Raw genomic sequence first — 14768 nt, forward strand, 5'->3', positions numbered from 1 at the left:
AGCGTTGCTGGCATTTCGGTTGGCGGGCAGAGGGTGCCAAGTTCAGATGCATGCCTGCTTAGCGAAAACATAGGCTTGATGGTCGCGAGTGCGCTTTGCCCCGAGGGATGTGTGGAGTTTAGCTGTCTGGCAACAGGTAATCTGCCGGGTGGCAGGGGGCGATTGGACTGATTGGCATCGGTCTTGGGACGCGTCGTGCGGCATCGGCTGGGCCTTTTCCTGCGACATACCTATAACGGATGGTCAACCCTGGTTACCCCATCGAAAAGGCCCCCGCGCAGAGTCACCGGCGCCTGTGCATCAGGCTCATCAGCCGCGCCTGCCGGTCGAACGGCTTTTCCGGGGGCGGCGCACCTGCCTTGCCGTCCATCATCCGCCGCACCATCAGCGCCGCAACACCGGCAAAGATCACGCCGCCCACCGCTTGCCCGATCAGCACCCCTGACGCGCCAAACAGCGCACCGCCCGCAAGAACAAAAGGCACGGTGCCAAGCGTGTGCCGCCCCCAGTTGATCCAGGTAGAGCGGAACGGGTGACCCATGTTGTTGAAGGCCGCGTTCGAGACAAAGATCACCCCGTTGAAGAAAAACGCCAGCGCCAACGGTCCGCAGAACAGGAGGATCAGGTCGCGCGTCACCCCCTCAGCCCCGAAAAGCGCAATGATGGGCCCGCGCAAGGCAAACAGCAGCGCCGTCATCGCAAAGGTGAAGAGGGCGCAGAAGAGCAGCCCATCGCGGTAGGCCTGCCGGACCCGGTCCATCCGCCCCGCGCCAAAGTTCTGGCCGATCACCGGCCCGATGGCACCCGACAGCGCAAAGATCACGCCGAAGGCCACCGGCGTCATCCGGCCCACGATGGCCATGCCTGCAACCGCCGCCTCGCCGAAGCTGGCCATGGCGCGGGTGACGACGGCCTGTCCCACGGGCGTCGCCAATTGGGTCAGGATCGCCGGGGCTGCGATGGTCACGATCGGTACGAAGGCGATGGACATCTCTGGCAGACCGGGCCGCACCAGCCCACCGTGATGGCGAAAGATCGGGATCAGCGCAGTGCCCGCGATCACCAGCCGCGCCGCCACGCTGGCCAGTGCAGCACCTGTCAGGTCGAGCCCAAGGCCAAAGATCAGGATCGGGTCCAGCACCGCATTGACCAGCGCCCCCCAGATCGTCGCCATCATCGCGCGGCGTGCGTCGCCATGGGCGCGCAGGATCGCACCGCCCACCATGCCGACGATCAGAAAGGGCAGGCTGGGCACGATGATTTGCAGGTAATGCACCGCGAGATCCAGCGTCTCGCCCGTAGCCCCCATCAGCGCCGCCAGTCCCGCAAGGTTCAGCCAGACCGTTGCCGCGAAGACCGCGCCAAAAACCACCCCCCAGACAAGCGCTGCCGCCGCCTGCGCGCGGGCCAGCTCGGCGTCGCCCTGTCCCAGCGCCCGGGCCACCAGTGCGCCCGCCGCAATCGCCATGCCGATGCCAAAGGAGGTGGTGAAGAACAGGATCGCGCCCGCGTAGCCCACCGCCGCCGCCAGTTCCGCGTTGCCCAGCATCGCGATAAAGACCATGTCGATGAAATCGACTGCGAAGACCGCCATCAGACCCACCGACGAGGTCAGCGCCATCACCGTGATATGACGAAAGAGGTTCCCCTCTAGAAAAACCGCGCGTGCTTCGGCCATAGGGCTTCCGATTGATTGATGGATCGCCGCCCGAAAATGAGCCGTTCCAGATGCTAAGTTCCGTGCCCCATCAGAACACTATTCAAACGTGATCTGAAATAGGCAAATGAAGCAGCCCAAGCCTATCGGACAAGGCCTGACTGGCCAAGGCTGATATCAAGAGCGGCGCCGATAGTGTGAAGATCGAGAGTGTTGGTTTCGCGGCTCCAAATCGGCCGAGGGCACATACCCGAGCTTGTCCCGGTGAGCGCAAAGATTTCTGTTTGGCATGGGTAAGTCCATTGAAGAAAACAAAGACTTTCATCGGATTACGCCCTTCGATCATAAATAGGATCACCAAGTATATATTGGCAAACAATCCATTCATGGCCTCGTGAAACGCTCGCAATCTCGACGGTTCAAACACCCTATTCGGCGCTCTGGTCTTGAGCCGCTTGGTTCGCGGTTGCCCTGCGGCGCGCGGCTTCTTCGCCCAGCTTTATGATGGCAGCTATCGCGCGGATCATCACCACAAGGTCCGCTATCTTGCCAGCCTCATCAAAGCGGATGATGTCTATGCCCGTGAACGCAGTTTCCCCACCACCTCTGCCGTGGTGAGAATGGCGTGGGCATAGGTTGGGCCGTTGATCTCATGCGCGGCATGCAGCGCATCCGGGGACAAGGCCGCCGTTGCGTCGCGAACAAGGGTCACATGATAGCCAAGTTCGGCCGCATACCGGGCTGACGCTTCGATGCAGGTATTGGCGATCGCCCCGATAAAGATGACATGGGTGATGCCGCGTTGGCGCAGCTGCACATCAAGGTCGGTATTGGCAAAGCTGGAGGCGCCCCAGTGTTCCTTGACGACAATGTCGCCGTGGTCGGGGCCGAATCCCTCATACCAGTCACCGCCCCTGCTCCCCTCGGCGAACATCTTGTGGTCATGCGCCGCCGCCTGAAACGGCGTCAGGTGTGCCCACCCCTCGAAATCGCCAGTGCGGTGGCGGTGATGGGGCAGGATGAAGATCGGATGTCCGGCCTCTCGCACGGCCGCGCGGATCTTGATCAGGTTGGCATGCAGATCAACGGTTTTCGAGACCTCGCTGAGGGCGGGCCACATCTTGCCATCCTCGGCGAGGAAATCGTTATAGGGATCGACGCAAAGAAGCGCTGTGCGGCCTTGGGGATAGATGGTTTCGTCCATGGGTTTTCCTTTTCGTTCGCGTCAGGCGGGACTGTCCCGCGCGTTATTTGATCTGGGATAAGGGTTGGGGCCGCCAGAATGCGCAGCAGGCATGCTGGTGCCGCTTCAAGGGCGTGAGCGCTCTCATGCGAAACTGATGAATTTGCTGAACGGCATTTCGCGCAGGCGTCGGCCCGTCGCGGCAAAGATTGCATCGGCGAGGGCAGGGGCGGCGGGCGCGGTCGCGGGCTCGCCCAAACCGCGCACCCGCTCGGCGCGCCCCAAAAGCTGCGTGTGGAAGCGCGGCGTCTGGTGCAGGCGCATTCCCTCGAAGGCATCGAAATTGGTCTGCAGCACGGCGTGGTTTTCGTAGGTCAGTTCGCAGTTCATCGCATGGCCAAGGCCAAAGATCGCGGCCCCGGTCAATTGCGCCTCGGCGTTCGCGGGGTCAAAGACGGTGCCGCAATCGGCGGCGATCCAGACCTCGTCGATGCGGATGCCCCGCTCGGTCAGGGTCACGTCAAGAACCTCGGCCACGGGCACGCCGTGGGTATGCGCAAAGGCGATGCCTCGCCCGCGCCCCGGCCCGATGTCAGCGCCCGCCCAGTTCGCCATCTCGCCCACCGCCTCGAGCACGCGGCGGCTATCGGGGTCGGCGATCAGGCGCAGCCGTTCCTCCAAGGGGTCGGCACCGGCGGCATGGATCAATTCGGACAGGAAACTTTCGTGAAAGAAGGTATTGGAGCAGGCCCCGGGCGAGCGCCACGACCCGACCGGTATCATCTGCGGCGCGGCATAGCCGGTGACGCGATAGTTGGGGATGGCATAGGGTTGGTCGAAGGCCCCCCAGACCAGCATCGTGTCGGGCCCCGGCGGCACGCTGGAGATGCGCCCGAACCAGGACGAGATGAGCGAGGGGCTGACGCTGTCGAGATCATAGGCCAGCACCCGGCCATTCCCCACCGCGCCCCGGCCAACAGCCATGTGCAGGGGGCGGGGATAATCGTGCGTCATGTCCTCCTCTCGGCTCCAGGTAGTCTTGATCGGCGTGCCGGGCATGGTTGCGGCGATCTGGATCGCCTGCACCACATAGTCATGGTCGAGCCTGCGACCGAAACTGCCGCCTGCGGGCAGGGCATGAAGTGTGACCTGCGACGGATCGAGGCCGGTCAGCGCCACCGCTGCATCGCGCACCACGGCGGGGATCTGCGTTGCAGTCCAGATCTGCACGCTGTCCGCTTCGACCAGCACCGTCGCGCTAAGCGGCTCGAGCGCGGCATGGGCGAGGAAGGGCGTGCGGTATTCCGCCTCGATCACGGTGGCCCCGGCGAGCGCCGCCTCGACATCGCCGTCGTCGCGCAGGCGGCTGTTGCGAAACGCGTCCGTGCGGGCAGCTGACAGCGCCTGCCACATCTCGGCGGAACTGGCGGGATGGTCGGGGGGCAGCCAATCGACCTCTAGCGCCTGCGCCGCCTGAAACGCGAACCAAGTGTTGTCGGCAATGACCGCCAGCCCCTCGTTTACCGCAACGACCGCGCGCACGCCCTGCATCGCAAGCGCTGCATCGGCGTTATAACCCGCCATGGCCCCACCACGCCCCGGGTTCGCGCGCACAGTGGCGTGCAGCATGCCGGGCAGCACCACGTCGATGCCATAATCCTGCGTGCCGGTTGATTTCGCTACGATGTCGAGGCGCTGATAGGGTTTGCCCAAGCGCGTCCAGTCGGAGGCAGGGCGCAGCGTTACGTCGGCGACAGGCGCGATGGCCGCCGCCTCGCCGGCAAGCTCGGTGTAGGGAATGCGCGTGCCGTCCGGCAAAACAACTTGCCCGGCCTTGGTCCGAAGGTCGGCGCGCTGCACGCCCGTGCGCGCCGATGCGGCGGCCTTGAGGGTTTCGCGGGCAGTGGCACCAGCGAGGCGCAGGGTTTCGTGCAGATCAGCAACCGATGACGAACCGCCGGTGAATTGAGAGCCGGTCAGGCGTGCGACGTTCCTCATCACGTCGCGCATAGTGTTGGCCACCGCCCCATGCTCCCATGCCGGGAAGGGCATGCTTTCACCCACGATGACGCCGTTGAAATAGGCCTGATGTGGCTGGCCGGGGTCGAGCGTGGCGGTGGCCGGGTCGATGTCCAACTCCTCGGCAATCAGCATGGCTTGGGTCGAGGCGATGCCTTGGCCCACATCGGCGCGCGGCACGATCAACGTGATGCCTTGCGGTGTGATCTTGACGAAAGGGGTTAATGCGGCCTCGCCCTGTGCCAGACCGTCAAGCAAAGGATTAGCGATCGGGCGGGACACGAAATAGGCCCCGAAGGCGACCCCGCCCAGAATGGCGGCGGATCCGATCAGGAAGCTGCGGCGGGCGATGGTTCTGGCGCGGCCCATCCCTCACACTTCCCGCATCGCGCTGGCCGCGGCGTGGACAGCGGCGCGGATGCGCGGGTAGGTCCCGCAGCGGCACAGGTTGCCCGACATCGCGGCGTCGATATCGTCATCGGATGGCTCGGGATTGCGGGCCAGAAGATCGGCGGCCTGCATGATCTGGCCGGATTGGCAGTACCCGCATTGCGCCACCTGATGCGTGATCCATGCCGCCTGCACCGCATGCAGAGCGCCGGGCCTTCCCAGCCCCTCGATCGTTGTGACGTCTGCCCAGACATCGCCCAAGGACACCTGACAGGAGCGCACGGCATCGCCGCCAATATGGACCGTACAAGCACCGCAGAGCGCGATGCCACATCCGTACTTCACACTCGTTACGTTCAGCCCGTCCCGCAGAACCCAAAGAAGGGGCATGTCAGATGGTAAATCAACATCATGACTTTTACCGTTCACCGTGAGTAGCATGTTTCACTCCAATCGGTTCGTGGACGTGGCGTGACACCGCGCGCCCTGAGAGTGTAAATCCAGCACTTAGCAAGAGCGACATGCAGATGTGGTCAATCACTGGCAAATCGGGTCAGACGGCCCTGCGGATATGGTCTTGGTCTTTGCCCCGTGGCATAAATGGCCAACTCCTCAAGGACCAAGCCGATGGACAGCCCACAGACCTATTCCCTTTTCATGGGAACCGACGTGTCTTGCCGGATCCTTGGCATCGATCCGCAGGTGATGCTCGAGACGGCAGGTCTGGCCAACCTTGCGCAGGACCGCAGCGAATTGCGCGTGACGGCTGGCCAGTATTTCGACGCCTGGAACACCATTGCACGTCTCTCGCCCCGTCGCGATTTCGTCCCTTATCTGGGTGTCGCGATTTCCCGGGGTCCGGTGATCCCGGTTTTTTTCACCCTTTCCTGTGCCCCAAACCTGGAAACAGGCCTGACGCGCCTGGCACAATTCAAGTCCCTACTGGGTCCGACCCGGATGCAGGTGTTCAAGGATGGCCAGCTCTTGCGCGCAGAGTATGACAGCGTCGATATCCATAGTCCGATGCCACCCAGCCTTGGCGCCTTGCAGCTTGTCTGCATGCTGGAAAACATTCGGGGGGCCACCGCTCATTTTGTTTGCCCGGTTGCGGCGGGGTTCGACGGCTCAGAAGAGGAAAGGCGACAGATCGCGAGCCATCTGGGGATCATGCCCGAGCGGTCGGCTACAACCTTTGTCACCTTTTCGCCAGAGGACGCGAAACGCCGTTTCATTTCCGAAAACCCCGCCCTTTGGGCGGATGTAGAGGCAGACCTGAAGCTACAGCTGGCGGCCCAGAATGATCCTTTGCCCGCCGCCGCGCGGGTGCGGGCAGCATTGGCCGATCTGATGCTATCTGGGCGCACAGGTGCCGAAGACGTTGCCATCTCTCTTGGGATCAGCCGCAGCACGCTGCAACGCCGCCTGCGGCAGGAAAAGACGTCTTTTCAAGCAGAGTTAGATGCGACACGGCGGGATATTGCGATTAGGTATCTGACCAAGACAACCCTTGGCGTAGACGCGATCGCACTTGTGTTGGCCTACCGCGATGCCAGTAGCTTTTCGAGAAGCTTTCGGCGGTGGACAGGCCAGGCACCCGGTGCCTTTCGTCAGGCAAGACGCCGTGGGTAAACACGGGTTTGGTGACATTAAGCAAGGCCGCCGCCGGTGATCGATTTGATGGCGCAATCGCGTCTCTGGGGCGAGGCAGTGCAACATGGACATGCCGCGTAACCATCAGGCTTTATTTCCCATTATTTGCCTTCAAAGGTCGAGCCTTGCCGAATGACCTTGATGACCCGAGCGCCACAAGCGGCTTGCCCGGTGACGCGACACAGGTCTGATGCGCGAACCTGACGGTTCGAGCTTGGCGCAGCCTTGATCTGGTCGTGCAACGTGTTCTCGCGTGGTTCCTGAGCCAACTGACGATGACGTGCGGATCAGGATCAAAACGGAATTCGACCGGGGCGCAGTGTCGAGACTGGTCGTTGCACTACTCGTCGAGATAGGCACCGCTGGAGCGTCGGATCTCATCCAATTGCCGTAGCCGATGCCGTGAGGCGTCACCGCTGGCTGCGGCACAGGCCGCCAATAGAATTTCTGCGACAAGTTGCACGGCGATGGCTGACGGGAAGTAATGCGGACTTGCCGTCGGTGCCAGAAAGAGCCCGTCCGCATAGGGTGCCAATGGCGAACTGGGCCTGTCGGTGATGGCATAAACTGACGCACTCGCGCGACGTGCATATTGCATGGCGTCAATTGTCTGGGCGCAATAGGGCGCGATTCCGAGCGCGAGCACAGTATCGCTACTGGAGATTGTCGAAATACGCTCGCTCGCCGCCACTGTGCCTGCAGGCAAAGACACCAGATCGGGCACCGCAAGTCGTCCGGTTGCCTCGATCATACCAGCTGCCCAATACATGGAGCCTGCGCCAATCACATAGGTGCGCCCGCTGCGACGGACAGCGGCAACAAAGGCCGCAACCTCCTTTGGCTCAAGATGCGCGGCAACCTCTGCGATGTTATTCTGAGCGGCCTCTGTCATGTGACTGACCAGTTTAGCCAATGAGTCACTCTGAAAGGTGCTGCGCAATGCGTCAACCCGCGCCCCAAAGCCGCGCCCCATCAACAGTTTCTGAAAGTCCTGTCGAAACCCATCGTAGCCCTCATATCCCATATGTTGCGCAAGTCGTTGCATCGTCGGGGCGGCCACACCGCAGGCCTGAGCCACAGAGCGCATCGAATCCACTGCAATCCGCTCTGGGTTATCAAGCACATAGCGGGCCGCGACGGCCAACTTGCGCGGCAGGTTTGGCAACGCTTGGGTTAACTTTTCGTCAATTTTCATAACCGGCAAACCTCTTACCTTGGCACCCGCAGTGTCATGCGGAGGTTGAATTGGCGCAAGTGTAATTTTTCTTTGTAAAAAATAACAAATGCAATTTTTTTTCTGGACTCGTCAGAGGCAAAACTTCATCACTTCCGAAGCAGCACGCAAGACGTGCTGGCACCAGACAACAGGAGAGTGGAATGAGGACTTATATTAAAGCTGCACTGACCGCCGTTGTGGCCACCTTGACCAGCACCGCCGCCATGGCCGACGCTCTTCAAGATATCAAGGATGCCGGAAAGATCGTCGTTGGCGTCAAGCAGGACTACAAGCCTTGGGGGTATCTGACCTCTGACGGCGAGTTGCAGGGTCTTGAGATCGACCTGGCCAAGGATGTCGCCGAGCGGCTGGGGGTCGACGTCGAGCTGGTCCCGGTGGTCGCGTCTAACCGCATGGAATTCCTGCAACAAGGGCGTATCAACCTGATCATCGCAACGATGGGCGACAACGAACAGCGGCGTCAAGTCATCGGCATGATCGAGCCGAATTACTACGCCGGCGGCACCAATGTTCTGGCACCCAAGGCCGCGGGTCTCAAGAATTGGGACGACCTGAAGGGCGCAGACGTCTGCGCGCTGCAAGGCTCTTACTATAACAAGCGAGTCACGCAACTTTATGGCCCCAATCTGGTCGCTTTTGCAGGCATTCCAGAGGCGACTGCGGCACTCTTGAACGGAAGCTGCATCGCCTTTCTCTACGACAATACGTGGATCGAATCGCAACTGGCCTCTGACGCACAATGGGCCGAGTTTGAAATGCCTTTCCCAACCGAAGACCCGCAGGCATGGTCCATCGCAGTCCCGCTGGAAGAGCTTGACCAACCCTATGGTCAATTGATGAGCGAGATCGTCACGGATTGGCACAAATCCGGCTATCTGATCGAACGGAACGCCGCAAATGGCATCGCGCCCAGCCCGTTCCTGCAGGCAGAGCACGACAGGTTGAAATAACCTGTCCTTGCTGAACTGCCCGGCAGCGCCTGTCTCTGCCGGGCATCTCTTTGCGCTGCGACAGAGGTGATCCGATCCGATGGACTTTGTTAACCCCCTTATCGACTGGCTGCGCCCCGACTGGTTCTTGAACCTTGCCGTGGTCAGTGACGATTACAATCGCGGTCGCTATGTTTCTGGCCTCTGGATGACGATCAAACTTTCGGTCGTGTCGATCTTTTTGTCGCTGGTTGTCGGCGTTCTGGGGGCCGCTGTCCAAGGTGCACCGTCACGCACGTTACGGGTGGCTGTCGGGCTTTTTGTCGCGTTCTTTCGCAACACACCTCCACTGGTTCAGCTTTACTTCTTTTACTTTGCCATCGGCACGGTGCTCCGGATCACCGGCGAGAATGGTTTGCCGCAGCCTTTGATCAGCAATTTCGGATGGGCCATCATCTCGCTGTCGCTGTTTGCGGGCGCTTTGAATGTGGAAATCTTTCGCGCAGGGGTCGAGGCCGTGCCGCGTTCCACGGTAGAGGCCGCCGAGGCGCTCGGGTATACGCGCCTGCAAATCTATACCGATATCGTGCTGCCGCTGGCGGTGCGCGTCTCATTACCGGCGCTTGGGACAAATCTAGTGAACCTGGTCAAGACCACAACGCTCGCCTATGCGATTGCCGTACCGGAACTGCTCTATGTCTCGGCGCAAATCTGGTCCGAGGATCTGAACGTGCGCGAGATGATGAACGTTTTGCTGGTGTCCTACGTGGGTCTGGTCGCCATCCTGGTCTGGGTCCTGCATCGTTGGGAAAAGGCGCTTCGCATCCCCGGATACGGAGAATGACCATGTATTCCCCACATCTGAAACCCAAGGTTCGCGGCCACATGCCGGTGATGCTGCCCATGCGCCTGCGCGCCGATGGGTTGCCGCTTGCGGATCGGCTCTTCAATCTCTGGACGCTTACAGCGCTTGTGCTGGCCTTGGCCGCCGTACTGATCGGTCCCGCCTTCGCCCAGCTTGCAACGCCAGACGAACGCACGATCCTCATGATCCTTTTGGAATGGACACCCACCTTGGCCAAAGGGTTTGGCTTTAACGTCCTGATTTCCGTTCTGTCGATGGTGATAGGGACGGTTATGGGGGTGTTCCTGGGTGTTCTGCAGGTGTCGCAGATCCGTCCGATACGGCAGTCTGCATGGCTTGTCACACAGTTCTTTCGCAACTCGCCTTGGCTTGTCCTTCTGTTCTATTGCATCCTGCTGATCCCATTCCAGTTCGAGGTCTTCGGCGTGAAGATCCCGTTCCCCGGCTGGATCAAGGCTGTGATCGGCCTGTCGTTGCCCGTGATGGCCTATACGTCGGAGTTCATGCGGGGTGCGATCCTGTCCATCCCGACGGGCCAATGGGAATCTGCTGAATCCTTGGGGTTCAGCCGCCGGATGACCCTGACGAACATCATTCTTCCACAAACCGTCAAGCGCGTGCTGCCGTCTTGGATGAATCTCTACGCTGTCCTGACGATGGCGACGCCGCTGGTGTCCATCATAGGGGTTGATGATGTTATGGCCCTGACGCGCGCTGCGCTGAGTGCTGAAGGGCGCGCTGATCTTCTGATCCCGATGTACCTTTATATTCTGTCTTGGTTCTTCCTTTATTGTTACCCGATCAGCTCTTTGACGCGCGTTCTGGAACGAAAATACTCGGTGAAACTATGAGCGAGGCTTCCATGACCTGGACCCCCCAACAGCCAATCGTGTCGTTGAAAGACGTGCACAAATCCTTTGGCGCTGTCGAAGTGCTCAGAGGTATCTCGCTCGACGTGATGAAAGGCGAGGTGGTCTGTATTATCGGGCCGTCGGGCTCGGGAAAATCCACCCTGATCCGCTGCATCAACGCGCTGAACGACATTCAGGCAGGCTCGATCACCGTGGAGGGGTTAGAGGTCAACGACCCAAAGCTGGACAAACTCGCCCTACGAAAGAAGGTTGGCATGGTGTTCCAGCAATACAATCTTTTCCCGCACAAGACCGCCTTACAAAACGTGATGATGGCACCAATTAAAGTGCTCAACCAAGACCGCGCAGAGGTGGAAAAACGCGCGCGGGCGCTGATTGCCAAGGTCCGTTTGAACGGCAAGGAAGATGCCTACCCCGGCGAGTTGTCCGGGGGCCAACAACAGCGCGTTGCAATCGCGCGGTCGCTTGCCATGAACCCCGACGTGATGCTGTTTGACGAGGTGACCGCCGCGCTTGACCCCGAGACCGTGAAAGAGGTTCTTACGACGATCAAGGACCTTGCGGCAGATGGCATGACCTGCATCCTCGTCACGCATGAAATGGGCTTTGCCCGCGAGATCGCAGATTGCATTTACTTCACCGATCGCGGGGTGATCGTAGAGTCCGGTCCACCCGCGACCTTCTTTGACAACGCTCAAGACCCCCGCACACAGCAATTCCTTGCTCAGATCCTGTAGGCGCTCATGACTTATCGCACTGAATCCGACAGTCTTGGCGACGTCCAGTTGCCTGATGACACGCTCTATGGGTCCAATACCGCACGCGCATTGGAAAACTTTGCCGGTATGGGGCTGCCTCTCTCGGCCTATCCTGATTTCATGCGCGCTATGGCGCTGGTCAAACGCGCGGCAGCTATGGCCAATCAAGAGGTGGGTGCTTTGGCATCAGACGTGGCAGATGCCATCATCACCGCCTGTGACGAGATCGTGGCTGGCGGTCATGCCGATCAATTCCCCACAGCCCTTCTAGAAGGGTCGGGGGGCACATCCACCAATATGAATTTCAATGAGGTGATCGCAAACCGTGCGGGCCAGATCCTGGGCGACAAACCGGGATGCTATATGCGCGTCAATCCAAACGATCACGTCAACTGCAGCCAGTCCACCAATGATGCCCTACCGACAGCGGTGAAGCTGGCCTGTGTTCTGACAGGGCCGTCCCTTGCCGCAGAAATAGAAACCTTGATTTCGGCACTGCGCGTCAAGGCTGACGAAACCAAGGACATGTTGCGCACGGGACGGACCTGCATGCAGGCGGCCCAACCGATGACATGGGGGCAATATTTCTTGGGTCACGCGAGCGCCCTGTCACGCGCATTGACGGCGGTGCAAAGCGCTGTTGAGGCCTTGCGCACCGTCCCGATGGGCGGCACCGCAATCGGGACAGGTCTTGGCGCATTTCCGGGCTATCGCCGCGCCATTGCCCCCGCTCTGTCAAAGGTGTTCGGCATGGAAATCCGTTTGGCGGAGGACCCATTCGATGCCATGCATGCCGCCGACGGGTTTGTGCGCCTGTCGGCAGAACTGCGTAATCTTTCCGCTATAATGGCCAAGCTTGCTGCGGATTTGGTGATCCTTGGCAGCGACGGCGCGTCGGGTTTGGGCGAATTGCGATTGCCGCCTGTGCAACCCGGCTCGTCGATCATGGCAGGCAAGGTCAATCCGGTGATCCCTATGACCGTCCAACAGGTCTGGATGCGCGTGCATGGCCATGATGCCGCCATCGCCATCGCCGCGCAGTCTGGCCAGATGGAGATCAACCATTTCGAACCGCTGATCGCCCTGTCTCTCTTTGAGCAGATGGCGTTGATCACCGCCGCCGCCCAACGCTTTGCTGCGCGCTGCATCGTCGGACTGGAGGTGGATGAGGACCGCAGCTATCTCAACCTCGCGCAATCCTTCGGCGTCTCAACCGTTTTCCTCAAAGAACTGGGGTATACACGTGTTTCGGCCATGGCCAAACGGGCGCTCGCTGAGGGCAAGCCGCTGGCCGATATCGCTGTTGAAGACGGTCTTTTGTCCCAATCTGATATTCGCGATGTTCTGCGCCATGCGTCGGTTCCGGCGGACTGACAGCCGCCACAAGGGTTTTGTCGCAAAGGTCCTAGGGGTGCTGTTGGTGTTGCGGGCGCATCGCGTCAGAAGATCAGCCCGCAGCTATAGCTGGAAAGCGCGATGGTTGCTTTCAAAGGCACATTTTATCTGAAATCCGTTATCCTGTTTGCGGTGTTTTTCTATCTGCGATTTGCAGCATACATAGGTCCAGCCTAAGCCTGCTCTCAAATCATCGGAAAATTCGCACTAGCGTCAATCGAAATTGGAAGCCCCAGCGACTATGAGCGCGCCGAACCGGAATTTGCGCAGGGCCCCGACATTTTTCCCACGCAGGGAAAACCGGCTCACCCTACCTCTTGATACATCTCGTGCATGCGCCGTTGCAATTGGAACCGACACTTCAGCTGCTTTAGCGGGTGAGCCTGCTCGGTGATCATCCAAAGGCTCAGCCATCCCGCGATCAAGGCAAAGATGATGCCGCCGACCGCCTGTCCAATAAGCACCCCCGTCGCCCCGTACAGTGCCCCGCCGATCACCACCAGCGGCAGGGTGCCCAGCGTCTGGCGTCCCCAGTTTACCCAAGTCGCATAACTCGGATGCCCGAGGTTGTTAAACGAGGCACTGGCCACGAAGATCACCGCGTTGAAAAAACTTGCCAGCGCCAATGGCCAGCAGAACAGAAGGATCAGCTCCCGTGCCTCGCCCTTGGCTCCAAAGAAATCGGCGATCTGGCCCCGAAACAGGAACAGGATGATCGAGACCACCAGGACGTAGATCGCCGAGAAGATAACCGCGTCGTAGAAGGCTTCCCGCACCCTGTCACGCCGCCCGGCCCCGAAATTCTGCCCCATGATCGGCCCGATCGAACCCGACAGCGCAAGCACTACTGCGAACACGACCGGAGACATCCGGTTGATCACCGCCATGCCGGCCACCGCATCGGTCCCGTATTTGGCCATCTCGCGGGTGACAATGGCAGTGCCAACCGGCGTGGCGACGGTGGCCAAGATGGCTGGAAGCGCGATCTGCATGCCCTCGCGGATATCGTAAAGGAAACAACCGATGCGCGGGATTGCGAAACCATTGTAAAGCCGGATGGTTGGCCACAGCGCCATCAGCATGGTGGCGAACCTTGCCGCAACAGTTGCCCAGGCTGCCCCTTCAAGGCCCAGCCCCAGCGTGAAGATAAATATCGGGTCGAGCACCCCGTTGACCATCGCCCCGGTCAATGACGGAAACATCGCGCGCCTGCTGTCTCCATAGGCCCGCAGCACCGCCACCGTGGTCATGCCCAACCCGGAAAAGACGGTGGCCGGCAGGATAATCCACAGGTAATCCGCTGCGCGGTCGGCCACCTCACCGGAGGCGCCGAGAAGCCCCAGCAGATAGCCCAGATTAGGCAGCGCCAACAGGGGGATCAGAAGTCCGAAGGCAATGGCGAATATGCTGGCACTGAACGCGTGCTCACGTGCGGGAACAGTCTTGCCGGCTCCCAACGAATTGGCCACCAGTGAGCCTGCTGCAATCGAAAGCCCGATATTGATCGCGCTCGCGAAGAACATCACCACGCTGGCATACCCGGCCGCTGCGGCAAGCGCGTCCTGCCCAAGCATGGAGATGAAGAACAGGTCGATAAGGTCTACGGCGAAAATCGCCATCAAGCCGATACTCGACGTCAGCGACATGGTCGATACATGCCGCATCATATTGCCTTCTACGAACCGGGCGACGACTTCAACCATGAGACTGCTCCATGCGTGATCAGATCAGACTAAGCGCAACTTGACCGGACGCTCACAAGCCGCGTCAAAAGCGCCGTCCTTGTGCAAACGTGCGGGCAGACAATTGGGGA

At 60.3% G+C, this 14768-nt stretch carries 13 protein-coding genes; 6 read left to right on the plus strand and 7 right to left on the minus strand.

The annotated features are described in order from the left end of the window. Positions 1-283 precede the first annotated feature (283 nt). From ROSMUCSMR3_RS16080 to ROSMUCSMR3_RS16095, 5 genes are all read right to left on the minus strand, one after another. Positions 284-1678: an MATE family efflux transporter gene (locus ROSMUCSMR3_RS16080; RefSeq protein ID WP_081507958.1), complete on the minus strand. Its 1395-nt coding sequence runs from the start codon at positions 1676-1678 to the stop codon at positions 284-286. 82 nt (positions 1679-1760) lie between these two features. Beyond that, positions 1761-2045 (minus strand): hypothetical protein, encoded by a 285-nt coding sequence (locus tag ROSMUCSMR3_RS21270; RefSeq protein ID WP_157667339.1) that lies wholly within the window; start codon positions 2043-2045, stop codon positions 1761-1763. 186 nt (positions 2046-2231) lie between these two features. Beyond that, on the minus strand, positions 2232-2861 hold the full coding sequence (locus ROSMUCSMR3_RS16085; protein ID WP_081507959.1) for an isochorismatase family cysteine hydrolase: 630 nt from the start codon (positions 2859-2861) through the stop codon (positions 2232-2234). A 123-nt stretch (positions 2862-2984) separates the two neighbouring features. Further along, positions 2985-5228 carry a xanthine dehydrogenase family protein molybdopterin-binding subunit gene (locus ROSMUCSMR3_RS16090; RefSeq protein WP_081507960.1) on the minus strand — a complete coding sequence of 748 codons (2244 nt, stop codon included), beginning with the start codon at positions 5226-5228 and terminating at the stop codon, positions 2985-2987. A gap of 3 nt (positions 5229-5231) precedes the next feature. Beyond that, positions 5232-5690 (minus strand): (2Fe-2S)-binding protein, encoded by a 459-nt coding sequence (locus tag ROSMUCSMR3_RS16095; protein WP_081507961.1) that lies wholly within the window; start codon positions 5688-5690, stop codon positions 5232-5234. A gap of 186 nt (positions 5691-5876) precedes the next feature. On the opposite strand from ROSMUCSMR3_RS16095, the gene ROSMUCSMR3_RS16100 reads away from it, so the two are divergent. After that, complete coding sequence (locus tag ROSMUCSMR3_RS16100; RefSeq protein ID WP_081507962.1) at positions 5877-6878, plus strand: AraC family transcriptional regulator; 1002 nt, start codon at positions 5877-5879, stop codon at positions 6876-6878. A gap of 361 nt (positions 6879-7239) precedes the next feature. Here ROSMUCSMR3_RS16100 and ROSMUCSMR3_RS16105 read toward each other — a convergent pair whose 3' ends face one another. Continuing rightward, positions 7240-8094 carry a MurR/RpiR family transcriptional regulator gene (locus tag ROSMUCSMR3_RS16105; RefSeq protein ID WP_081507963.1) on the minus strand — a complete coding sequence of 285 codons (855 nt, stop codon included), beginning with the start codon at positions 8092-8094 and terminating at the stop codon, positions 7240-7242. A gap of 182 nt (positions 8095-8276) precedes the next feature. Between ROSMUCSMR3_RS16105 and ROSMUCSMR3_RS16110 the strand changes: the two genes are divergently transcribed. The 5 genes from ROSMUCSMR3_RS16110 (at position 8277) to ROSMUCSMR3_RS16130 (ending at position 12934) form a co-directional block, all read left to right on the plus strand. After that, positions 8277-9086 carry a transporter substrate-binding domain-containing protein gene (locus ROSMUCSMR3_RS16110; RefSeq protein WP_081507964.1) on the plus strand — a complete coding sequence of 270 codons (810 nt, stop codon included), beginning with the start codon at positions 8277-8279 and terminating at the stop codon, positions 9084-9086. Between the two features lie 79 nt (positions 9087-9165). Beyond that, positions 9166-9909 (plus strand): amino acid ABC transporter permease, encoded by a 744-nt coding sequence (locus ROSMUCSMR3_RS16115; RefSeq protein WP_008279970.1) that lies wholly within the window; start codon positions 9166-9168, stop codon positions 9907-9909. Further along, complete coding sequence (locus ROSMUCSMR3_RS16120) at positions 9906-10781, plus strand: amino acid ABC transporter permease (RefSeq protein ID WP_081507965.1); 876 nt, start codon at positions 9906-9908, stop codon at positions 10779-10781. The genes ROSMUCSMR3_RS16115 and ROSMUCSMR3_RS16120 overlap by 4 nt, the downstream gene beginning before the upstream one ends. 35 nt (positions 10782-10816) lie before the next feature. After that, positions 10817-11539: an amino acid ABC transporter ATP-binding protein gene (locus ROSMUCSMR3_RS16125; protein ID WP_198385620.1), complete on the plus strand. Its 723-nt coding sequence runs from the start codon at positions 10817-10819 to the stop codon at positions 11537-11539. 6 nt (positions 11540-11545) lie between these two features. After that, positions 11546-12934, plus strand: a complete 1389-nt coding sequence (locus ROSMUCSMR3_RS16130; RefSeq protein ID WP_081507967.1) for a lyase family protein — start codon at positions 11546-11548, stop codon at positions 12932-12934. 326 nt (positions 12935-13260) lie between these two features. On the opposite strand, the gene ROSMUCSMR3_RS16135 is transcribed toward ROSMUCSMR3_RS16130, so the two are convergent. Then, positions 13261-14658, minus strand: coding sequence for an MATE family efflux transporter (locus ROSMUCSMR3_RS16135; protein WP_081507968.1), 1398 nt, complete (start codon positions 14656-14658; stop codon positions 13261-13263). Between the last annotated feature and the right edge of the window lie 110 nt (positions 14659-14768).

It is taken from the genome of Roseovarius mucosus (assembly GCF_002080415.1).
GTDB classification, from domain to species: domain Bacteria; phylum Pseudomonadota; class Alphaproteobacteria; order Rhodobacterales; family Rhodobacteraceae; genus Roseovarius; species Roseovarius mucosus_A.